General features: G+C 43.4%; 24 protein-coding genes. 4 read left to right on the forward strand and 20 right to left on the reverse strand.

Annotated elements, in window-relative coordinates; genetic code table 11:
* Positions 1-103: 103 nt before the first annotated feature.
* Positions 104-1,567: a protein kinase domain-containing protein gene (locus tag KIK04_RS23355; RefSeq protein ID WP_232276173.1), complete on the forward strand. Its 1,464-nt coding sequence runs from the start codon at positions 104-106 to the stop codon at positions 1,565-1,567.
* Positions 1,568-1,613: 46 nt separating this feature from the next.
* Here KIK04_RS23355 and KIK04_RS23360 read toward each other — a convergent pair whose 3' ends face one another.
* Positions 1,614-1,874, reverse strand: coding sequence for a hypothetical protein (locus tag KIK04_RS23360; protein ID WP_232276174.1), 261 nt, complete (start codon positions 1,872-1,874; stop codon positions 1,614-1,616).
* A 212-nt stretch (positions 1,875-2,086) separates the two neighbouring features.
* On the opposite strand from KIK04_RS23360, the gene KIK04_RS23365 reads away from it, so the two are divergent.
* Positions 2,087-2,434 (forward strand): beta/gamma crystallin domain-containing protein, encoded by a 348-nt coding sequence (locus KIK04_RS23365; protein ID WP_232276175.1) that lies wholly within the window; start codon positions 2,087-2,089, stop codon positions 2,432-2,434.
* A gap of 260 nt (positions 2,435-2,694) precedes the next feature.
* Here KIK04_RS23365 and KIK04_RS23370 read toward each other — a convergent pair whose 3' ends face one another.
* Complete coding sequence (locus KIK04_RS23370) at positions 2,695-3,399, reverse strand: type 1 glutamine amidotransferase (RefSeq protein WP_232276176.1); 705 nt, start codon at positions 3,397-3,399, stop codon at positions 2,695-2,697.
* A 248-nt stretch (positions 3,400-3,647) separates the two neighbouring features.
* Between KIK04_RS23370 and KIK04_RS23375 the strand changes: the two genes are divergently transcribed.
* Positions 3,648-4,544, forward strand: coding sequence for a LysR family transcriptional regulator (locus tag KIK04_RS23375; protein ID WP_232276177.1), 897 nt, complete (start codon positions 3,648-3,650; stop codon positions 4,542-4,544).
* A 64-nt stretch (positions 4,545-4,608) separates the two neighbouring features.
* Here the strand turns inward: KIK04_RS23375 and KIK04_RS23380 are convergent, their stop codons facing one another.
* The 14 genes from KIK04_RS23380 to KIK04_RS23445 form a co-directional block, all read right to left on the reverse strand.
* Positions 4,609-4,848, reverse strand: a complete 240-nt coding sequence (locus KIK04_RS23380; RefSeq protein WP_232276178.1) for a glutaredoxin family protein — start codon at positions 4,846-4,848, stop codon at positions 4,609-4,611.
* Positions 4,849-5,116: 268 nt separating this feature from the next.
* Complete coding sequence (locus KIK04_RS23385) at positions 5,117-5,683, reverse strand: hypothetical protein (protein WP_232276179.1); 567 nt, start codon at positions 5,681-5,683, stop codon at positions 5,117-5,119.
* A 349-nt stretch (positions 5,684-6,032) separates the two neighbouring features.
* Entirely contained in the window at positions 6,033-6,467 is a 435-nt protein-coding gene (locus KIK04_RS23390; protein ID WP_232276180.1) for a GNAT family N-acetyltransferase, read from the reverse strand.
* A gap of 116 nt (positions 6,468-6,583) precedes the next feature.
* Positions 6,584-7,912 (reverse strand): VWA domain-containing protein, encoded by a 1,329-nt coding sequence (locus KIK04_RS23395; protein ID WP_232276181.1) that lies wholly within the window; start codon positions 7,910-7,912, stop codon positions 6,584-6,586.
* A 78-nt stretch (positions 7,913-7,990) separates the two neighbouring features.
* Positions 7,991-8,200, reverse strand: coding sequence for a hypothetical protein (locus KIK04_RS23400; RefSeq protein ID WP_232276182.1), 210 nt, complete (start codon positions 8,198-8,200; stop codon positions 7,991-7,993).
* A 282-nt stretch (positions 8,201-8,482) separates the two neighbouring features.
* Positions 8,483-9,202 carry a DUF6273 domain-containing protein gene (locus KIK04_RS23405; RefSeq protein WP_232276183.1) on the reverse strand — a complete coding sequence of 240 codons (720 nt, stop codon included), beginning with the start codon at positions 9,200-9,202 and terminating at the stop codon, positions 8,483-8,485.
* Between the two features lie 277 nt (positions 9,203-9,479).
* Positions 9,480-10,943, reverse strand: a complete 1,464-nt coding sequence (locus tag KIK04_RS23410; protein WP_232276184.1) for a SulP family inorganic anion transporter — start codon at positions 10,941-10,943, stop codon at positions 9,480-9,482.
* A 270-nt stretch (positions 10,944-11,213) separates the two neighbouring features.
* Entirely contained in the window at positions 11,214-12,104 is an 891-nt protein-coding gene (locus KIK04_RS23415) for a GNAT family N-acetyltransferase (protein WP_232276185.1), read from the reverse strand.
* A gap of 347 nt (positions 12,105-12,451) precedes the next feature.
* A complete protein-coding gene (locus KIK04_RS23420) occupies positions 12,452-13,069 on the reverse strand; it encodes a GNAT family N-acetyltransferase (protein WP_232276186.1) in 618 nt (205 codons plus the stop codon).
* A gap of 43 nt (positions 13,070-13,112) precedes the next feature.
* Positions 13,113-14,669: a serine hydrolase domain-containing protein gene (locus KIK04_RS23425; protein ID WP_232276187.1), complete on the reverse strand. Its 1,557-nt coding sequence runs from the start codon at positions 14,667-14,669 to the stop codon at positions 13,113-13,115.
* A gap of 22 nt (positions 14,670-14,691) precedes the next feature.
* Positions 14,692-16,041, reverse strand: a complete 1,350-nt coding sequence (locus KIK04_RS23430) for an FtsX-like permease family protein (protein WP_232276188.1) — start codon at positions 16,039-16,041, stop codon at positions 14,692-14,694.
* 175 nt (positions 16,042-16,216) lie between these two features.
* Entirely contained in the window at positions 16,217-17,302 is a 1,086-nt protein-coding gene (locus tag KIK04_RS23435) for a sensor histidine kinase (RefSeq protein ID WP_232276189.1), read from the reverse strand.
* Positions 17,299-18,072: a response regulator transcription factor gene (locus KIK04_RS23440; protein WP_232276190.1), complete on the reverse strand. Its 774-nt coding sequence runs from the start codon at positions 18,070-18,072 to the stop codon at positions 17,299-17,301. Before KIK04_RS23440 ends, KIK04_RS23435 begins: the two co-directional genes overlap by 4 nt.
* Positions 18,073-18,314: 242 nt before the next feature.
* On the reverse strand, positions 18,315-19,268 hold the full coding sequence (locus KIK04_RS23445; protein ID WP_232276191.1) for a D-2-hydroxyacid dehydrogenase: 954 nt from the start codon (positions 19,266-19,268) through the stop codon (positions 18,315-18,317).
* A gap of 250 nt (positions 19,269-19,518) precedes the next feature.
* Between KIK04_RS23445 and KIK04_RS23450 the strand changes: the two genes are divergently transcribed.
* Positions 19,519-20,688: a polysaccharide deacetylase family protein gene (locus KIK04_RS23450; protein WP_232276192.1), complete on the forward strand. Its 1,170-nt coding sequence runs from the start codon at positions 19,519-19,521 to the stop codon at positions 20,686-20,688.
* Positions 20,689-20,763: 75 nt separating this feature from the next.
* On the opposite strand, the gene KIK04_RS23455 is transcribed toward KIK04_RS23450, so the two are convergent.
* From KIK04_RS23455 to KIK04_RS24290, 4 genes are all read right to left on the reverse strand, one after another.
* Positions 20,764-21,570, reverse strand: a complete 807-nt coding sequence (locus KIK04_RS23455; protein ID WP_232276193.1) for a DUF5071 domain-containing protein — start codon at positions 21,568-21,570, stop codon at positions 20,764-20,766.
* A 243-nt stretch (positions 21,571-21,813) separates the two neighbouring features.
* Positions 21,814-22,578: an exodeoxyribonuclease III gene (locus KIK04_RS23460; RefSeq protein WP_232278875.1), complete on the reverse strand. Its 765-nt coding sequence runs from the start codon at positions 22,576-22,578 to the stop codon at positions 21,814-21,816.
* Between the two features lie 82 nt (positions 22,579-22,660).
* The gene (locus tag KIK04_RS23465; protein ID WP_232276194.1) at positions 22,661-23,011 is read right to left on the reverse strand and encodes an SH3 domain-containing protein; all 351 of its coding nucleotides are present in this window, start codon (positions 23,009-23,011) and stop codon (positions 22,661-22,663) included.
* 333 nt (positions 23,012-23,344) lie between these two features.
* The gene (locus tag KIK04_RS24290) at positions 23,345-23,476 is read right to left on the reverse strand and encodes a hypothetical protein (RefSeq protein ID WP_269670977.1); all 132 of its coding nucleotides are present in this window, start codon (positions 23,474-23,476) and stop codon (positions 23,345-23,347) included.
* Positions 23,477-23,482: the final 6 nt, after the last annotated feature.

Here is a 23,482-nt window from a genome sequence, read left to right on the forward strand (position 1 = left end):
TTCGGATGTGCGTGAAGTTCTTCATTGTCGATTGCTTACCTATGATATATGCTTATTCGAAGGCTATGTCATGGTCAATATTTATAATAGGACTGGTGATAAGATGGAACACAAACGTGCTAACACCGATCCCCCAAAAAATACGCCAATTTCAAAACAAAACACACTTCATAACAATAACACTGCATATAAACAACCTTTTCGATTAGAGACTACCGCTTGGACCCAACATGATGTGCTGCAGCTCCAACGGGTCATTGGGAATGTATCCGTTAGACAGTTCATGCAGCATAGCAGAGTACCAGAAATCCAAAATCCGTATCACAATCTACCGCGGCAAACAGCGGTCATACAAAGGGTATTGGATGAACAAAGACCGCAACTTACCGAAAAATTTGGTGCAGAAATTGCTCAAAAGCTAGTTCAAACAGAGGGCAACGAGGAAATGGTAAGCAAACGGATTCAAATTATCGAACATTTTCTGCAAAAGCACCCGGATAGAAAAAAGACGGTCCTCGAAATGCTGACAAAGGAACGGGACGACAATGAAAAGTTAGCCGCGGAACTTTATGGAGCTCCTTTCGAAGATTATTTCGGAAATGATCGATCTGAAGACGAGGAAAAGTTCATTCCCTTATTTGATACGGACGAATTGGTGAAAGACACCCTAGCTTTACGCCCATATTCCATAAAATCAACATTAGACAAGTCTTCAGAGCGCATGATATTGCTGGCTAAAGATGACGAAAAGAAAGTTGATGTCGTTATCAAGGTAATCACCAAAGAATTTATGCTGGATGACAATGAAGAAGATAACAGTAAAACAAGACAACGTACTCGAGATGAATTCAATATACAAGCAGAAATGTCGGAAGTCGATATTCCGAGCCTGAAGTTGATCGATGTCGCGGAAGGGAAATTCAACATATACATCATCATGGAATATGCCAAAGGCGGTACACTGGAAGATCGGATTGAGAAGAAGAAACCCCTTAGCTCCCAAGAAAAAGGAGTTTTGATGCACAATATGGTGAGAGGATTATCTGCACTGCATGAGAAGGGATATGCCCATCGTGATATAAAGCCGGAAAATATTTTTTATGCGGGCGAATCCGGCGATAGACCGGTCCTCGGTGACTACGGTTTGAGTGAAAGCTTAATACAAGATGAATCGCAGATTAATAAAATGATTGGAAATCCGCTTTACGCCTCACCGGAGGTGCTGCGGGCTAGACTCAAAAAAAACTCAGAAGACGAAACGTTTGATTTTAAAAAAGCCGACACGTTTATGCTTGGGCTAGTTTTCTACCAGCAACTTATGGGGAAAATGCCCTATTCTGAAACTAAAAAGAGTCTTCAAGCACAGTATGGCGCAATGGGTGCCGATGAAGATGAGTTAGAAAAGCAACTCAAGGAACTAAAAGAGATCAGGTTTGAAGGTTTGAAGGAGGATGAAGCAGCGCTGCTCACTGCGATGTTGAAATACAATCCTAATGAACGACTTAATATTGAAGATATAAAGAACAATGAACACTATCAATCCGTTTTAAAGAGATTGTCCTCATAATGAGAAGTAATTAATTAAAAGGGATACGACGTTACACTCACAATTCTCACTTATCATCGCCGTATCCCTCCTCAATAAGAACGGATAAGATGTATCGAAGCTCGTCCTCCTGAATGTACTCTTTTTCAACAATCCACTTACAAAATGTCATATAAATGAGCTCATCCCGCAGCTCGGGCGAGGGATCTCCTATGTATTCAAGCATCAGCTCAACGTAATCCATTGCGCTCTCTTCTTGCTGGAGCTGATATCCGCTCTGCTTGATTCTTCTTAAATTCAGTAGCAACTGTGTATTTTTGTCCTCCACTTAGTGTTCCCTCACTCTCATCCATTTCGATATTCCGGATTTGTTCAAGCGTTTTATGATCGCCAACTCCACATAACATACCATAATCATACAACTGTCGAAAATGTGATATAAAGAAGAAATAGGCTGTCGCCCTCGATTGAAGACGTGCACGTAATCAGCAAATAACCATACGTTGTAGGGAGCGAAAATAAAGGATTGGAGCGGTGTATATGGCATATCATCCGTATATTGATCATACACAACAGTATAATCCGGAACATTACGATCAATCGGACGCTAGGCAACAGGTCAATCGATTCTTTGAACATATTAACGGAACAGGCATGTCTTTCGCGCTAAACTCAGGAAACGACCTTTCATATGTAGGAAATCCTTGGAACGACAGAATTTCTTCGGTACGTGTCGCTCCTAAAACACTTGTCGTGTTGTACGAACACGCCAACTTCTCAGGTTTGAAAAAGATACTTGAAAATAAAACACACAATTCCCATCTCTTTAACATTCACAGCGATTTTAATGACAAAGTGTCCTCCATAAAAACGTATCGACTTTGCTAAATAACGAGTAAACCGTCCTGAAATCAACCCTAGTAGCTAGCAGTATCCCATCCCCCCTTACGGTAAACAGTAAACAGAGTTCATGTTAAGAAGAACTCCGCGCTGTTGTTTGTAAGGGGGTTTTTTGTAAAAAAAAGCGACTGGATTTCAAGAAAGATTGGAGCGACGACAAAGTGCCGCCCAAGAGTTAGACACAACTAACGGTTGGGCGGCACTTCAATTTGGAGACATACCCACATATGAATCTAGTCATATGCGTATCACGCGTGCTTGAACTTTTCTTCGAAAGCGTCAAGCAAAGCGAACAAGATCGCGTTCGATAGCGCTAATAACCCTCGCTGATTACACATTTCATGAGAAGTTTGGACATATATTCCCTCTTCCATCTCGTCTGCACAATGTTCGATTAGTTTCTTAATGCTTGAAGCACTGGATTCCAAATGAAACTGTAGTCCGACAACGTGATCCTCATACACAAAGGCTTGATTGACACATCCTTTGCTGAACGCGATTCTCTTCGCTTCCGCAGGCAGCTGAAACGTGTCCGCATGCCAGTGCAAAGGGAGAAACTCATCTGGGAAGTCTTTGAAAAAGAACGATTGCTCCCCCGCTTCCGTCAGTTTGACAGGGAACCAGCCAATCTCTTTATGCTCATTTCGGTATACCTTGCCCCCGATCACTTCCGCAATTAATTGCGCTCCCAAACATATCCCGAGTACGAGCTTCCCCTCGCGGATTGCTTCTGCAATAAAGTGTTTTTCCGGAGCAAGCCACGGATACACATCCACATCATACACGCCCATCGGGCCTCCGAGGATGACAAGCATATCGAATTCCGACATCGATGGAAAATGAGGATTGTCATAGACGTATGTCCCTGTAATTTCATGTCCTTTTTCCTTCGCCCAAACGCCGATATGCTCGATGGATTCAAAGGGAACGTGCTGCACGTAATGAATTTTCATAGTTATCTGTTGTTCTCCCCTCTATTTCGTCGGCATCAAAAGTCATTCTGAATTGAGTATAATAATGACTTACCTGATAAACAATTCAATTATCGCTATACTAATGATAGGTTTGGCCTATCGTTTTTTACATTTCGCGACCATAGGCCCTTTCCATTCATATCTATTAGATATTTATAATCATTTGGCTCATAATAATAGCAATTTCCTATTTGAATTAGAAAAGGAATGGATAGCGAGGAACACTTATGGAACTAAAGCAACTTGAGTACTTTATGGCCCTATGCAAGGAACTGAATTTTACCCGTGCCGCTGAAAAGCTGGGTATCGCCCAACCCTCGCTAAGCCAACAAATTCGTTTGCTTGAGCACGAAATCGGCACGCCATTATTTGATCGCGTGGGCAAACGAACGATTATGACCGAAGCGGGCAAGACTCTGCTACATCATAGCTATAATGTGTTTCACGAGTTGTCGCAGGCCCGCGCTGCGATTAGCGAGCTGCAAGGCTTGAAACGTGGCACGTTAAGGATCGGCGCGCTACTTACGGTGGTCAATTACTTGCTTCCACCTACTGTAATCGGCTTCCACAGCAATTATCCGAATGTGGATTTATCTGTATTTGGCATGCGGACGGGAGATATTTTTGAAGGCATTTTGCAAAATGAACTCGATTTGGGCATCGTCTTTTTACCAATGGAACATGATGATCTGGAAACGATCCCGTTGTATAAGGAGAACCTTGCACTTGCTGCACCCGTCGATCACCCTATCGCCCAGCAGCCATTCGTCACCCTTGATATTTTAAAAGAAACTTCAAGTGTTTTATTGCCCAGCTCCTATTTTTTGCGACAACTCATTAATGAGCAGTGCCGTGAACTTGATTTTGCACCACGGCAAGTGATCGAAATGACGACGATGGAATCGATTATTCATATGGTAAGCAAAGGCGTCGGCGTCACTATTTTGCCTAAAGGATATCTCGATTATATCGACAATCCGTATATTCGGACGATTCCCATTCAAGCGCCCACGCTCACAACCGAAATCGGTCTCGTCTATCGAAAAAACAAATTTTTGTGTGCGGCGAGTCGGGTATTTATGGAGCAGTTGCTGGCAACCGTAAACAAGGAGCCTTATTCGTAAGGCAACTGGTAGCAGCTAAAAAAGAAGGAGGAGCCCGTTGAGGGGCCCCTCCTTCTTACGCATGCTATCCTTTTTTAACCTCTTCCATACTCGCGCCAAAATTAATATGATAAACGCCGCCGTCAATCACTAATGCGGGAACTGATTTTACACCAACTTGTTCTGCTTCGGCTATGCGATTGCGATCCGTGCCAAGATGTACGATTTCCAGTTCTACTTTGGCTTGATCCAGAAACTCCAGTACGAATCGTTCACCTTCGACACAAATTGGACAACCTGCGTGGTAATAAACTGCTTTAGACATACTCAAACAACTCCTATCGATTTTTTATATGGTGTTCCTTGCTACATGTCATCATTATAGGAGTGAGGTAAAGAAGTAACAATTACAAATTCCCTATCGTTATTATAGGTAATGGTAATGATTAGAGTTATAGTGCGGCCTTGAGGCATTTTTTACTGATCGATATTCTACTTCCCTAGATGTTACACGATTTTCTTTAAGACAAAACGATTTTGACCCGCTCTTCTACCGTTTTATCCATGGGACAGAGATTTCTAGTTGGTTTCATTTAGTTACTCGTTTTGAATTTTTCAAATTGGATTATGTATTCTTTGAATGCTTTATAGGAGTCTTTAATATCCGCAACTCTATTGTCTCTAAGAGGATGTCCCACGATTGATAAGAAAGGAAATTGTACGCCGATTTCCTTGATTTCAATAGCAATCGGCTCCTGAGAAGCATAGTACTCGATCGCTGTTGTCCTCGCATGCGTAAACGGAGCTTCTCCATCGTACATCTTTTTAATTTCTGTTAATAATTCTAGTAAATTCTTTGGAGCTTCGAGTTCGTTATTGGCAATCGGACCGTACCCTTCCAAATTGATTATTCCCTGAGGATTATTCATCCATTCTGAATCTAAAATATCCAAATGTGCTTGAGAGTAAGACTTTTTAAGCGATACTCTTAATTTACGAATCTGCTCTATTTCAAATTGCTCAGGCGAGTAATTTTGAGCTTCTGCAGCGCTCAGCGTATTGATATCATTAGATTCTGTACTTGATTTATATCCGTAAAGTCCAACAATCGTAACAACTAGAACAGTAACAACAACCATGAAAATATTCCTTTTGCTCACGACTTTCCCCTCCCCAATATTTCGAAATAGAAATTTAATGATGTTTAAGAATCAATCATTTACAATTTTCACATACAGTATCTATTCGTTCATTTATGTAGGTTGTTGGGAGTAAGTTAAGAAGAAGTACTTTATCGTCGTCTCATTACCACGTCGTTACCATGAAGAATTATGGGGATGAATATGTAGATGGAGTACTCAGAACAAGTTATACTTCATGAAATAGTACATCAGCTTGTCGAGCAACCCTTGTCTTTTTTCAAGACAGGGGTTGCTCGACAAGCTGACCGCCTTCCTTAGAAGGCGGTCAATGGAATGCTATCGTTTCCGTTAGTTCAATCGTGTTTGATTAGTACGCTAGCTTGTAAACTATTTCTCCATCTAGCACGCGACCATCTGCTTCAAAGCCTAATTTTTCATATAAATGCTTAGCCCACGTATTCTCGGGTTCAAAACTAATATAAATGACCTGATGCTCTTTATCTTCTTTAATCCTGTCAACAAGCTTCACCATTGCAGCTTTTCCATATCCTTTTGACTGATACTTCGTATCTATCATTAAACGATAAATCCAGTATTCATTATCCTCATGGTCTATGCAATACATCGTGAATCCTACTAAAACATCATCGTGATATATAGACAAACAAACACACTCTGGAAGTGCCTTCGCCTGTGCGAGTGAATACATATTATTGGCCACAAACTTTTTCTGTTCTTCTGCCACTCCCAACTTAATCACATCAAAAAAATTATTTCTATCTATCTCCTTAAATGTTAGCATAACTAAACCCTCCGTAAATAATGGTATATTCCTTTATTATGACTTACTTATGATACGCTTCAGCTTAACGAGTCTATCCGCGAAAATGCGAAAGGAGCTGCCCAGCACACGCCGAGCTAGGTTCTAAGAATGCCTTTGCTCCTCGCAGCGCGCAGCCAGGACGGAAATTCGTTGAACAGCCGGTCATAGAGCACTTGGTCGGACACTCGGTCGAGGTCATCCAAGGCGAAGAAGTTACAATTGTCGACGATTCGGCCTGGCAAGTTGTCGAATTCCTCCAAAATTCCGTAGTCCGAGTTACCTAGGCCGACGAATTGCCAGAATAGATTGTGGCGGGAGCTTTGAACAAGTAACTTGGCAATTTGATCCGAAAAGTAAACGCCGCCATCGCTGAAAAATACGATAAAGACCGGGAGACGATCATTTGGCGATTCAACGGTATACTTGTGTATAATGTCCCTCATTGCCTCGGGCTCGTTGTTTTCGAATCCCAGCTTATCTTGGAAATCCTCGTCCGAACAATAATAACGATCGACATAACCCTCGAATTGGGCGGCTTTCACACTTGGCGTTCTAGCCGAATTGTCGCCGAAAAACCAGACGTCCATTTCCCCATCGTCATCCATGCTGGCCGCTACCGCAAGCACCCTTTCGAAAGCACGTTGTATGGTTCCCTGATTATATAAGTGATACATGGAACCAGAGGCGTCGAACACGACAGCGACGCGGGCCTTCTGCGAGCCTATTCCTTTCTTCGCCAGCGAAATCTGCACCTCTTTTTTGAGCAAATCAATTTTGCTCAAATGAAGCTTAGATCCGGACGCCGACTGCGACGCGGTGGCGGGCTGTGAAGACGCGACGGAAATCTTCGTCGGCGTCGACGCTACAGTCGCGGCCGGATGCGCGATCTGGCCAGCATCCCCGTCGTCTGCGACAACAACGCCGTGCGCTTCGGCCAGCGGCTTCAGGCCGCCGTTGAAGCCGCGGCCCACCGCCCGTAGCTTGAACAGCGATTGATGGCGGTACAGCTCGACGAACACTAAAGACGTCTCGCGAGTCGCTTCCTTAATATCATAAACGACGGTCTGCCCACCAACACGCACGGTCACGGTGCAGCCGGACACGTCTGCGAACGTACCAGGCCCGTCCAGCGTCGCCGCAAACACGCATTTGGCGACAACCGACGAGAGCTTGTCCAACTGGATCGTAAATGTCGACGATCGAGCATCGACCGTTCTCAGTTTCACGTGTCCGTGTGGATCAGACGGCTGATTGTAGAACACAAAGTAATCGTCGGAAGCCACTTTGCCGTTAGTGCCCACGATAAAGCAGCTTACATCAAGTTCGGCGGGTGTGCTATTCCACGAGACAGTAACTTGCAGTTCGTTCCCGGCGTTCAGTGTGACGTTGCCGCCAGTTACGAGTGTGGATGTCGAATTGGTCATGTTCGTAGCTCCTCTTCACTCATCATTATCACTAGATTTCCAACATTATACAAAACAAATGATAATAGCATCTCACTTTTATAGGAAATACGCAAGCATATTTTTCCTTATCTCCGGCGCTTCTCCGCTCTTAAACAATGCTGCCCATTCGTTCAGCACCAAAAAGCTGTTCGTCGAAGTTGGGTATATGAATGGCTCATCCCCACGCCTAAAGTCATAATCGATCAACTGCTCCCTATCTTTATTAAAGGGCAGCAGGAAGGTGAATTCCGTGCGGGCAACCCTCAAGAGTTGTTATATTGGTATTTTGCAATCATTAGCGGTCTTATGCTACAAGTTCAGGAGAATGAAGGATTCGGGTTGCCGGATGCCCGTTTTCTGATGTGTATTTTGGTTAAGTAAACAAGAGTTGAATGTTCTACCTACCCTCTTGTAAACATGATACGTCAGCACTCAAATATCAAGAGTGCTGACGTACCATATCCCAACCATCTCCGTACTGTGATTTGTACGAGCTAGCCGGACGCGCAGCGCTGTTAGGTAAAAGCCCGTCGAACGCCACGCTTATGATCATTGAAGATTAATAGTTAAAGCAGGGCGCACGCCGTAGCAAGCTAAGCTGACACGTCCATAACTACGAATACTGCTACGAGGTCCAACAAAAAACGCACGCGAAGAACGACTAGGTTGCGTTCTCAGCCACCACCATGAGCAGCCCAACTCTTCACCGTTCTCGATTATATAATCAACTTTGACTTTTTTATCATACACATACAAGTTACAACCATCGTTCTTTTTCATTTTGGCGAATGGTGTTCCTATTGCACGACGGTTCGCACTTAAACCATCTTCACCACGTTTATCGGTCAGCTCTTTTACCTCCGAAACACTGAGCAAAAAGACTTTGTCCTCCGTATCTGTACTATCCTCTCCATTATCCGTGCAGCGTGTAGTCTTAATTAGGCTCTGCTCGGAGTCATTGAACGCGGCATGATAAAATTCATCGTTCAGCCACTTTCGCAAATCAGAATCACGCCATGTAATATCGACATATTCACCGTAATACCGCTTGCAGTCCAAAATGTACTCGCTCAAAAGGAACAGCTCGCTACCTGAACGTTGCAGCACCCGCCACTTTATCGGCGTTCTGTCTGCGCCGTCCGCCAGTTGCGGATAAGTGCCGAATGTAATGATTTCGCCGGGCTTTGCGCACGGGTACGGCGTAGAACCAAGATTACTAATTTCCAATACGATCTCCACCTTTTCGTTTCTAGATTTATTGTATAACATTTATGCAAGTGCTAAAGTAAAGCTGCCGTACCCTTGATTTTTACCGATATGAATATAAAAAGTTTAGCTATGTACTTTATTGTTTTTCTCTAAGATTTGTGTGTGATCAAAACATTTGGAATCGTAAAATGTTGCCCCTCAGCACCATAAAAAAGGACGCTCCCACGCTTTCGCTTGGGCTACGTCCTCTGCATTATATTCCAGTTCAAACGATTAATTAAAATGGTAAAGCTACTGTCCATGGTACTCGTTTCACTTTATCTCGCCTCGCCTCGCCTCATGAATGAGCCGCAAGTTTGCCATTCTTATCGTAGACAGCCAATTGATCAACTAATTTTTGACTAGACGAATTTAGTCCAATAAGCGATACTTGATTACCATTTTCCTGATACTTTATAATCACTTTATCAATGGCACCCACACCCGAATCATCCCATACATGAGCATTCGAAAAATCAATAATGATTTCTTGCCCGTGACTGTTCAAATCGAAGGCATTGATAAAACTGCTAGTAGAAGCAAAAAAGAGTTGCCCCTCCACTAGGAACACCTGCTTCGTTCCATCTTGCGTTTGCGTGACTTTAATCTTCGAAATTTTCGCTACAAAAAATAACGCACTCATCAGCACCCCAGCAATAACCCCTTTGGACAAATCATGGGTTACCACAACCATACTAACCGTCGTTAACATGACAAGCGCATCCGGTTTCGGTGCTTTTCTCAAATATGTAAATGACGACCAGTCAAACGAGCCGATACATACGACAAGCATAATACCCGCCAGAACTGGCATTGGGATTTGCACGACCCAATCACCTAACACAATAATGAGAAACAGCATGAACACGCCTGTTACAAACGTAGACAGCCTGCCTCTCCCGCCCGATTTCACATTAATTACAGTTTGTCCGATCATCGCACAACCTGCCATACCGCCAAAGAAGCCGGTAATGACATTGGCGATACCTTGGCCGCGCGCTTCTTTATTTTTGTTGCTGCTTGTGTCAGTCATATCATCAACGATGGAAGCAGTCAGCAAGGATTCCAGCAGACCGACGATAGCTAATGCAAGTGAATATGGAAAAATAATAGCAAGCGTCTCTAAATTAAATGGCACATTTGGGATAAGGAAAGAAGGTAAGGTCTGTGTGATACTGCCCATATCCCCTACCGTTTTGAGATCCAAATTCCAGTTCATCGCTACTGCTGTTAATAGGACGGTGGCTATTAGAGGCGCTGGAATCGCAGTGAAAAATCTAGGCACGACATACACGATAAGTAAGGTGAGCCCCACGAAAATATACGTTAGTGTCGAGATACCAACAAAATGCGGAACCTGCGCGATAAAGACCAGCATACATAATGCATTTACAAATCCAATCATAACGGGACGCGGTATAAACTTCATTAATTTTGCAACCTTACAAACACCGAATATGAATTGAATAACTCCTGTCAGAATGGTCGCAGCCAATAAGTAATTCAAACCATGTTCCTTCACCAACGGCACCATTAATAACGCCATCGCACCTGTTGCCGCTGAGATCATGCCCTGACGTCCCCCAACAAATGCAATAATGACAGCAATACAAAATGACGCATATAAACCGACCATAGGATCGACTCCGGCAATAATGGAAAAGGCAATGGATTCTGGAATGAGAGCTAGCGCTACGACGATACCCGACAAAATATCAGATCGTACATTTGAAAACCATTCTTGCTGTATTTTTTGTAACAATTCTCCACCTCATATGCTAGTAAAATAAATAAGCGCACCTTACTTCCACTCCATTTGCAAAAATTAGTTTAGCACCAATTCTCACAAAATTGAACCCATTTAGAATAGTTTTAAAGCCAAGTTGCTAATTAGACATCTAATGGAATTGTATAGAATAATTAGAGGTTAAGAGCGCTTATTTATTTACCATATATGAAAATGTAGACCGTAGCACAGTGTGACCCGATTCATTCCCCGTCTCTGCAGGCCAAGTTGTACAAGGAGAAATAATTACGCATGTGAAGTAAACGGTAATAAAAACGGCTTCACGCCCTCTTTCCACGCTGGTCGAACAAACAATGTATCTTCCGGCTCTGTCATCAACGTGAACTGAATATGCTTGTTGTCACAATCAGGCACAAAATGAAAATGAACCGTCTCTGTTGCATCAGAAATGACATGGTGGATGATCCGTTCTACATCCACTGGTGTCTTACTTACGATATCAAACACATGCAACTGATTCTCTTCTTCCGTAAATAAAACAATGACATCCTCCGCTTCGACATAATAGATCGCATGAGGTAACGCTAGCATAAAGTAAAACATTAATATCTGCTCGCTATCCTTCACACCTAATTGCGATGATACAGGAATTCGTGCAGCCGCAAACGTGTGCATGACTTCGAAATCAACCTCGTTGTTGACATCCAGCTTGCGTAGCATGGATTTTTGACAACTTTGTGGTTTCAAATCTGAAGTCCTCACGTAAAAATGACTTTCCTGAACCTTCTCGAATCCAAACTTAGGATAAAAATCCAACACCGTATCGTTCGCAAATAAATATATAAAATCAACTTCATTTTCATAGGTTTCAATGATATGTTTCATCAACTTGACGGCCAATCCTTGGTGACGATAATCGGGATGCGTCATCACTGCGCCCACTTGAATCGCCTTATAATCGGTACCATTGGACGTAATGACCATTTTATTGACTGAAGCATTCGCGATCACTTGATCCCCATCTACAAAGGAATAACAGATGTAGTTGTCATTCCAGCACCCCTTGTTATACCATTCCGTAAAATTTATCTTAAATAGATGATTGGCTAGTTCAATAAAGCTCTCCCGATATTTTGATATATGCTTGTAATCGCTAATGAGTTGATATTCAGCCATGATGTGCGTTCCTCCCTTTTAAATTGGATTTATTTCATCCAGCCCACTTTTTAAGCCCTTGAATGTGTTCTATTTCAGGATGATACCCGTCATATCAAATATGACCTACTACAATTTGCTGCACACATTTACTCTATCTCATTTTATCATCATGGAATGTAATATAGATCTAAATTTTTAAGGAGAATGACTAATATGGTCAATAACATGCTGCATGCCCGCTGTAAAAGCGACCTTACTCATATTGCGATCATCTTTCGGGGGACCGAAACGAATACACAAAAGGACAGCCAGAGCTGCCCTTATATACATCTTGTTACATGTAGTTATCCGACTTTATTTCATATTCACGCATTAAATTCACTTTTTAACAGCCCATAAATGTATTCATCATAATGTTGTCCATTCGTAAAGATCATATTTCTCATTTTTCCTTCTTGTTTAAAACCAAGATGTTCTTGTAGTTTGAGCGAGCTTTCGTTGAACGCATAAATATGTGCGGTTACTTTTTCGTAACGCAATTCATGAAAGAAATAGCGGAGAAACACCTGCACAGCGTCCGACGCATATCCATTACGCCAATGAGTGCGAAAAATAGCCACGCCATATTTAAAAGTCCCGTTACGGGCATCACAACTATGTGAATTAATGCTCCCTACTAATGCGCCATCGAGCGTTTCGATGGCCAGCATAATATTGTCTCCATTTTGCCCCATTGATGCTTGATGCTCAGCCCACGACTTCGTTCCAGCTTCCGATCTTGGAAAATAGATGACATCAGATAATCTGGCACCCTCTGAATCTTGATCATTTTCATGAAATTTCGTCCAATCCTCAGGCACAATTGCTCGTAATCTAACCTTCTTACCTTCCCAAATATTCAAACTCCCCAACCCCTCTCTATGAAAAATATACCATATAATGATGAGGTATGCGATAGTTATGACCGCATTTTCCCACTCCAAAAACATGCCACAACGGTGTTTGTAACGACCGCCTCAAGTTACGTCATGCGCCGATTCGCTTGTTCGTAAATACGAGCAGCATCCCATACATGAAATACAAGCTGAACATACCAATAACGCTATAATAAGTTAGCGCGATGGTAGCTGGTGACCATCGGTTAATAAAGGACCAAGGCATTCCCCCGAGCAATAGGTTCGGGAGATTGATGACAACGAATAACCCTGTTGCGCAGATCACGATATGTATGACGAGAAATAAGCATCTTTTCCATGTTAATGCGTATAATGAAACCCAGCTCCGTTGCTGTCGGACTAATTTACGGACTAATCCAAGGATCAAACAGAAACAAAGTAATACTAGGCATCCAGCGCTGAAGAACACAGAAGTCGCGATTTGATCAAGCTTCAGCATGCCGTCTGGTTGGCGCTGACTTGCAGGCTTCTTCCCCTGCCATATGTCCATCACGCCTTGGCTGATGGCGGTCGTTGTACTGCTCTGCATATTTGCTAGCACGGCTACCCCAATCTGTTCTTCAGGCAGCATCGTAATATAAGAAGAGTAGGTAGGATTTGCTCCTGCGTGAAAGATGACGTGCTTGTTGTTGCTTTGCTGTTCTACTGCCCATCCGGCGGCATAGTACGTATGTTTATCTAATGGCTTGACGGACTTATCAGGAATGTGAGAATTGCTAATTAGCTGTGGATCAATTGGCTGTGCTGCGGACTGCTCAGACGTAGGATGCGGCTCAGCAGCGAGCTGAACGTTTAGCCATTTGGCGATATCGTTCGTATTACTAATGATATAGCCTGCGGGTGTATTGCCACGATAGATGGGTGGCGTATAAGCGCTAGGCTTGGTGAACCGAAGGCGGTAACCCACAGCCATGCCCGCTGGGGGACTAGGTTGCACCCCGACTATTGAGTCGTTCATATTAAGCGGCTGCAATATATGCTGCTGCATATAATCTTCGAAGCTTTGCTTCGTCACTTGTTCAATCACTAGGCCCAATATATCGTAATTGATCGTCGCATACTCATACGAACTTCCTGGTTCACGGTTCAATGGCTGGCTTAGCAACGTGGAAACGGTTCGTTCAAGCGAATCTTCCGTATGACTCTCGGGATAATATTGAATCGAGGTAGCTGGTATTCCGCTCGTGTGAAACAATAGATCATTTATCGTGATCAATGCAGGCTCATCCTTGTACGACAAGGTCAACCACGGGATGATGTTCGTCACATCATCCGTCCGCTTCAGCTTCCCCTCTTGTTCCAGTTGCAAAATAGCTAGACCTGTAAACGCTTTGCTCGTTGAAGCGAGCTCAAACAAAGTGTTTCCGGTAACAGGCTTGTTCGCAGCAACATCTGCGTAGCCAAAGCCTTGTTGATAAACGGTGTTCCCCTTCTCTACAATAACGACCGAAATACCTGGAATACGGCTAGCTTGCATGTGTTGTTGAACAAACTGCTCGATGGTGTGAGCTTTCTGTTCAATCGTTAATTGCGAGCTTGCGATAGCTGCCGTTGGGTATCCTCCGCCTAATATCGCGATGATCATGATCGCCATATAGGTTCTCTTCCAAATGGTCCTAGTAGTCATCTTCGTTCTCCTTCATCACCTGTTAGTAGTCTGTGCTGCGCCATACATGCTTCATATAATCATGACAAGTCACGAGGAAATATATCGTTTGCATAGCCATGTAAATCCCTATAACGAACAACGAATAGTTCCAATTCGATAACTGAAGCAGGTTGTCCACTGCTTTCATCGCAAACAACGCGTGGATAATTCCCACGATACAAGGTGCGTAAAAAATGATACCAATCTGTGTAACAACGATCTTTCTGACCTCATCTTCGGTCATGCCGAGGCGGGTCAACGCTTTAAATTGCGCTTGATCGTCCCGTAGCTCCGTAAACAGCTTGAAATAAATCATGCTGCCAGCTGCAACAAAAAACAACATGCTAAGAAACATGCCTATAAATAAGATGAGCGAAAAAAGGGCTTCGGGATTTTCGTATTGCGTCTTCACACCATCTAATTGCACAGTTCGCAATATCATGTAGACAGCGCCCGATGCCGTAACGATAACGGCACTCAACATCGATACGATAAATAGCATGCGCGCATTGTCTGTTAACTTGTGTCCAAGCTGAGCGATTATAATCATATGGGTACGATGATAGTAAATATGACGATTTCCTCGCACGAATTGCAGGATGGCAAGGCTGACCTGTGTAAACAGAAAATAAGTCCCGATCATCACCGTCCCCATAATAAGCGGTGCTAGCAGGACAAAGTTATGACCGTTTAAAATAAGCGCCGAACCATACGCGAATCCTAAGCAAACGACGGCCAGCACGGCAAGCGACGGCGATTGGATCAGATTGTTTCTAGACTGCAATGAAGCTTGGAGCATATGGATGATTTCCTTGCGCCCTACCTGTAAAGCCGACCATAGAGATAGAACGGTGAACAACACGAAGAAACTACCTGCCGTTTGCCACACTGCATCGAGTGGGACCGTAAATTTAAGCGGATGTTTCATTTCTAACAGCACTTCTAGCACCATAAAAAATAGTTTGCTAAACATCATGCCAAGGCCGATACCGACGCCGATCGCTAGCGCGGAAATAACGCCATTTTCAACTATGATCAGTCTACGAAGCTGCATGCGCGTCATGCCAAACAGCGTGAAGAGGCCAAATTGTTGCTGTCTCGTCTTCAAAAATGCAGTATTGGAATAAAGCACGAATAACAATGAAAAAATAATAATGATATACTGACAAAATATGAGCCCTTGCTTGACGTTCATAGCCGCTATCATATGAGCGTTCACGACATCCGGATGTACAATAAAAGCGGTATACATGTAGTAGATCATGACAGAAAAAACACAGCTCATAAAAAATGCGCTATACGAGCGCCATTTTCCGCGAATGTTGCTATATGCAAGTGAGCGAATCGTCATTGCGTTCCCTCCTAACATACTCTGTCATCTTCTGTTCCTCCAATAACGTCATTCTCTAACTCTACTCTCCTTTGCCCCCTATTCAAATGATTCAACACCGTAAGTATAGCCTTCAGAAAGTGCTGAACCCATCGATTTAGATGACAATCCGCGTGTTGTTTACCTTACAAATTTGTCACCTAAGAACATGAAGACTAGTTGGCTCAAATGTAATCACAATCCTTGTACTGACGCCTAATTCCGAATGCACCGATACATCGTGACCGAGTCTACTACACACTTGCTTAGCCAAATATAACCCCATTCCGGTAGATTCTCCCGCAGATCGCCCATTTTCACCTGTGAAAAATGGGTCAAATATGCGCGGCAATTCATGCGCCGCAATTCCGATGCCTTCATCGATCACGCTCAGCTTGACGCCGTTCGCAGTCTGCTCCATGCGGAAGATAAGGCTTTTGGGACCGAGCTTCTGCTTGCTATATTTAATCGCATTGCTTACCAATTGATTAAGGACGAATGCCATCCACTTCGCATCCGTTTCTACCCAGGCCACACCATCCACCCGCGGGATGATGGAATGGCGGATACAGAGACGCTTGTGTGCAATCATCACGTCACGAATTATTTCATGCAACGGTGTTCTCTTGATATGAAGATCGATCTCGAATTTATCGAGCCGCGCTGTATATAACAGCATTTCAAGCCCCCTCGTCATGCGGTCGGCTTCATCCTTTACGCTAGACACGAGTTGATGCTGCTCTTCCTCTGTTGCGGGCATCTGCTGCACAGCCTCCTGCATAAGGAGATCGATAACCGCGATAGGCGTTTTCATATTGTGAACCCATTGCAGCACAAAGTGATTGTGCAGCTCTTGCTGGCGTTCATAGGTGTGCAGCTCATTCAAATAAGAACGTTGCTGCTCCTCCAATAAGCGAGCCACAAGACGCTGCTCCTGTGTCACGGTAGATTGGACGACGGCACTTGCCTGTAACCCGTGGGGACGTTCGATGGCCGATTTCATTTCATCGTAGTAAGCGCGTTGCCGGACGTAGTCTACAGCTAGCCATAATCCAATAATGAATACAGATACGACGATAAAATACGTAATCGTTCCGCCATCACTTATTCCTCTGCTGACACGCGATCTCTCCAGCAACATGAGCGTGACACCAAGTCCGACCACACACAGCCCCGTTACTATATAGAGTAAGCGATCACGAAAAAAAAGGACTACGGAGCTTCTATGTGCGCTTTTGCTCATTTGAGTGACTCCCTCTTTCGAACTTGAACTTCTGCTTCTGCTTCTGCTTCTGCTTCTGCTTCTGCTTCAATTATGAGCTTATACCCTAGGCCACGTACTGTCACAATGACTTGATGTAGCCCTAGCTCCTCTAACTTTTTGCGGAGTCTTGTTACATTGACGGTTAACGTATTGTCATCGACAAACTCTGCCTTATCCCACAGCGTCTCTAGTAATCGATCTCGTGTGACCGTTTTTCCGAGATGCTGCATGAAGCATTCCGCCAGCAATTGCTCATTTTTCGTCAACTCGACTTTCTGCTGCTGCCACGCTAGCTCATTACGGCTTAAATTAAGCCGTAAACCTTGTACGTTCAATTCGGCATCAGGCTCAGCGACGGGCGCCAGTGTCGACGTATCTGCATATTCACCGTACACTCTTCGTAATACACCCTTTATTTTGGCCATAAGCAGATCTAGCGGAAGTGGTTTCGTGATGTAGTCATCGCCCCCATTTTCAATAGCCATGACCTGATCCATCTCTCCTTCTCGCGCCGATATAAAAATAATCGGCACACTCGAACGCATGCGGATCTGCCTGCACCAGTAATAGCCGTCAAAATACGGCAAGTTAATATCTAACAGCACAAGATTCGGTGCATACTCCTCGAGCTCTGGTACCAATTCGCTAAAATTCGTTGCACATTTCGCCTCAAATCCGTATTTCTCCAAGTTTCTTGTCAGAAGTGCGCCAATTTGGTCATCATCTTCAACGATAAAAATGCGATACATGCTGATGCTGCTCCTCATCCATTTAGTTATATATATAACTATCTAATGGAATGTTATGGCTGTCAAATCAAGAGGGATGTTGGCTATACATTTGCGCTCCTCGAAACCCCTAATGAGCTCGATTAACGCACAAAGGCCGCCCTTTAATGGGCAGCCTAATTAGCTTGAAATTAGCTTGCGTCTTGACTTGTATCGGAAATACCCGATCATTCATCTCGAACTAGCGTGCTTGCTGAGGCGTCTTAATATCCGTCTGTTAAATTTACCTCGTTCAACATGGAAGTGGAAGCCCCCTCCAAATAACGCAACGCATTCTCGACAAATATGCCCGTGCAACGCTCATTATATCTTTTCGAAATGGCTGACACATGAGGCGTAATGATACAGTTATCCAGCTGCCACAGTACCGATTCACGGGGCAACGGTTCGACGCGAAACACATCCAAATACGCTCGCTTTATTTGTTGCGCTTGAAGGGCATGAATGAGATCGTCCTCTACGACAAGATCCCCTCTCCCCAGATTTATAAGCACCGCGTCCTGATTTAACTGCTTAAGTTTTGCAGCGTCCAGCCAATTCGCAGAATGGGGCGTAAGCGGGGCGATAAGGATAACATAATCAGCATCCCCCAGCGGAATCTCGTCGGCATCGCTTTGATATATGGCATCAAAATGTTCGACCGCTCGTCCTGATCGATTTATGCCGATCGTCTTCATCCCGAACACTTTAGCACGCGCCGCTATTTCTTGTCCGATCGCGCCCGTACCTAATAGCAGCACCGTCTTCCCATCAAGCTCTCCAAAGCTTAGCTTGTTTCCCCATTCCCCTCGCTTCTGCTGTTCATATAGCGAAATGAACGATTTGGCTTCCTGCAACATAAGTCCGAAGGCGAACTCTGCCATCGGCACTTTATGTGCGCCACGCGCATTCGTCACGGTTATGTTCCGATGAGCTAAATAAGATAATGGCATCGTATCCACACCTGAACTGAACACTTGAATCCATTTTAAATTAGGCATCTTGTCCAATAGACGCTCCGTAATGCCCGACGAGTACGTAACTAGTACGTCGGATTGAAAGATCTCGTCCGGAGCTTCTGAGAGCGAACGGCATGTATGGATATTCGTGTGAGGATAACGGGACAGCAACGTGTCTATCAACGTGTCCTTTAAGCGAATTGTAGTCGCAACATTCATTAAACGTGTCCCCTTCCTCTTTACGGTGATATGATCCAGCGTAACATATCCATAGATCGTAACGGAAGACTTGAATCGTTATGTTATGCCGTGGCTGGGAATGAGCGGATGATTAGGGCCTGAAATCATAGACCTCCTTCTAAAAAAAGGGACACCGGTCAATTTTTTTTGTATTTTTAACCCATACTAATGGTGCGTTAGGCATGCTTGATAGTTAGCTGCAATCTTGATTAGTCGGGAGGATTTACAAGTGCAAGTGCAGGTACAGACGCTGAAGAAACGAATCATAATCGCACTTTGCATCGCTTTGTTTGGAATTGACGTTGCAGACATTGTTGACAGCCCGAAGGTGCATGCTTTGGGTTGTGCGAAGTTGGGCGTTGTTTCAAGCGTAAGGAACGACGTCGTTTATTCTCCCCCATTAGTGGAGCATATCTTTTTTCACCCGTTAATTGCGTATCCACAGCGAGCATTTGTTGGCGATAGGCAGTCAAAAGAGATGTTTGATTGGTTCGTAACGGTACCTGAATTTAAGCGGATTATAAAGTCACTGTACGATCATAACTATGTACTCGTTCATTTGGATGATGTGTATGAATTCAAAAAGATTAACGGTAAGCAGCAAGCGATGCGCCATGATTTTCATTTGCCTGCGGGTAAGAAACCGCTAGTCATCTCGATAGATGATCCGAACTATTATACATACATGCGGAGGTATGGCACCGTTGATAAGCTTCGTTTGAATCGTGATGGCAAGGTGGTATCGGAGTCGTATGACTTAAAGGGCAACACGGTGTTATCCAGTGAGCTGGATATCGTCCCGCTGCTTGACCATTTCGTGGAGGAGCATCCTGATTTCTCTTATCGGGGTGCAAAAGGGACATTAGCGCTCACTGGTTTTGAGGGGATTTTAGGTTGGCGTACACAGTCAACTTCACGAGATATGTCAAGGGAGCGTGTGGGAGCACGAAAAGTCGTTGAGAAGTTAAAGGAGTCGGGCTGGCGGTTCGCTTCGCATAGTTATGGCCATCGTCACCATTTGAAGATGAATTTGGAGCGATTGAAGGCCGATGAACGCAAGTGGAAACGAGAAGTCGGCTCACTTGTTGGCGACACGAGTGTATATATTTACCCCTATGGCGAAGGCTACGCGTTAGGCGACAAACGTCTAGCGTGGCTGGAGCAGCAAGGCTATACGGTATTCAGTCATGTGGGCAATGTTACGTATGAACATCGTCTCGCGAACAAAGTGATGCAGGATCGCAGGCATATTGATGGCATCGTGTTAAGTAGACAGCGTGAACTGTTTCTTGATTTGTTCGATGTCAGGCAGGTCATTGACTTGGAAGGTCGATTCCCGCTGAATAAGATGCCTGATACGAGAAAAAACACCAAGACTACAATTTCAGACACAGAGTAGTAAAAATAAGCTCGACTATCGAATACTGCGTACGTTAGTTGATAGTCGAGCCTTTTATATGGGTTAAGCAAAGGACTAAAACAGTTCGTGTTCTTTAAAAATTTCCAGTACAGTTCTTTTAGCATATTCCGACGTTTCGTCCTGCGTCGTCAAACTTTTTAATTCGTGCTTTAATTGAATTACATGAGATTTTGGCCAATTTTCAACAATTTCAGACAAAATATTTGAAGTCATTGGAGATTCATATTCTGATAAGTATGGCTTCAAATGCGGGATTATAGGTTCTCCCATTTTACATAATAACTCTGCAATTTCCAGTGCTCCGGGCCAGTTCAAATCATACAACCATTCAATCATGTCTGGAATAATAACTTCAAGTCTCTTAGATTCTATTTTAGATAATACTAATGCAGCGTTGTCCCAATACGCTTTACCATAAGGAAGAACAAGTAGATGGAGATGCTGATCATCGATTTGGATTAACTCTTGGAGTACAGAATCTACTATACAGTTTGGCGTATACCAGTGTAACAGCTTTATTTGTTCATGAATTTTTTCAAACACAGTCATTTCCCTATCTAAATCGGGAACATCACCATCATCTAAACCAAATGTTGTATGATCGCTGCTTATTGGGGATGAAAAAGTAATTACTTTTCCTGATAAACCTGTAGTAACCTTGTAGAAAACCTCGTTAAAAAGGATTTTAGATTCTCTAGCTTCTTCACGTTTATACTCGTGAACTTTCCCTTCAATACATAGACTACCGTTTTCATTCTTTTTCCAAACAAACGTATCGCTAGACCAACCTTGTTTATTCATGCTATACATCCAGCCAGTTCCATTTTTCAAGAAAACTAAAACATCATTATCGTAAGGCAAGTGTTCCCCCAGTACTCTTGTTGTCCATTTTCCTATTATCATCATGCACCTCTAATTGTTATGAGATTATGAAACAAGACAATTTAGTAAGTGAGCTATACGGACGAATACCATCTATGTAGGAGTTTACTTTTTCATGATAACCCCGTATTGTCAACAAACAAGACACCACGCAAGGGGTGCCTTGTTTGTACTTGATATCTGTACTCCATGTTTGTACTAGAGCATGAACTGGGAAATGAATTACAATTTGGTATCGTCGATAATAAGCTGAATCGGGCAATGATCACTGCCCAGCACCATCGAATCAATACGTGCATCGACCAAAGCCGTATCGATTCTGCTTGAACTAAGGAAATAATCAATACGCCACCCGATATTTCGTTCTCTTACCTTTGGCATGTAAGACCACCACGTGTAAGCATCTGTCGTATCCGGGTAGAAATACCGGAATGTATCGGTAAATCCGGCTTGTTGAAGCATCGTCATTTTTTCCCGCTCTTCAGCCGTGAACCCTGAATTCCCGTGGTTGGATTTTGCATTTTTAATATCAATCTCTTGATGCGCCACATTCAAATCACCGCATACAATGACTGGCTTCTGCTCATCCAACTGCTGCAAATAATGACGGAAGCGATCCTCCCACACCAAGCGCTCTTCCAGACGTGACAAGTCCCGCTTCGCATTCGGCGTGTATACATTGACCAGATAGAAGGACTCAAACTCTAGCGTAAGAATTCTACCTTCCGGTTCCTCATTTTCCTCGATTCCATAGCGCACAGTAAGAGGTTTCCGTTTCGTATACACAGCTGTTCCGGAATATCCCTTCTTCAATGCATAATTCCAATACTGCGCATACTCTTCGCCTAGGGCCATATCAATTTGCCCCTCTTGCAGCTTCGTCTCTTGCACACAAAAAATATCCGCATTCATCTCATGGAAATAATCCATGAACCCCTTATTTACACATGCCCGTAAACCATTTACATTCCACGATATAAGCTTCATCATTATGTTCTAACTCCTTGCTATCTCTGATGCAGAAATGTCTCATACGAATATGTGATCACAGCACCTTTTTTATGTACATTTAATAAAGTTGTAGGTTCTCTTTAGGTACCCATCCCTCTTCGGAGTTAAGCGTTCTTAAACACCAAATCCAACCGTTGAGTTCTTTTAAGCCAACAAGATGTTCTCCTTCGTTAACATCCAGTTCTTTTGCGGTATAATCTTCTAAAATAACTCCTTCTGCTTCCCTTACATCAATCAATTGCCCTGGAACCCAACCGCCATTTTCATGATCCAAAGTTGAACAGAAGTACCAATTGTCCCATTCTTCTGGTCCATTGTATTTTTCGCCAACAATGATAGGCTGACCTTTTATTAAAGTGATAGGATTCGAATATTCCGTTCTGTGATTGGTTACAACTAAATAATTCACGATAATCCCCTCTCTTATCATTGTTACCATTTTTCAAAATAAAAATCTTCAATTCGCGTAGTCAGTAATACACAATCCACTCGACAACAACCTTGAATTAGCATGAACTACAATTCTATCACAATTTTTTAAAATGGAGTGACCACGGAACGCTGAGCTGATGCAAAAATACAACCCATAAAAAAATCGCCAACGAACCATCCACAAGAAGAAGGAGGTTCGTTGACGAAATTTTGTGATGTCGATGTCACTGCAATCATTTTCATCATAAAGATCAGAGTTATACGAGAGAAATGTAACCTATGCTCCTTTTGCGGGAGTTTCGAAAATACGTTACCACGGTAAAATAACAGCTCCACCACCAAAAGAGACAACGTCACCGACTGTAGCATTTACAATCAACATGCTGGAAAAAAGAGAACCGCCAATCACTGCAACAAACCGTTTAGAAACTGCTTTTTTCATGCAGCT

It is taken from the genome of Paenibacillus sp. 481 (assembly GCF_021223605.1).
Classification (GTDB): Bacteria; Bacillota; Bacilli; order Paenibacillales; family Paenibacillaceae; genus Paenibacillus_B.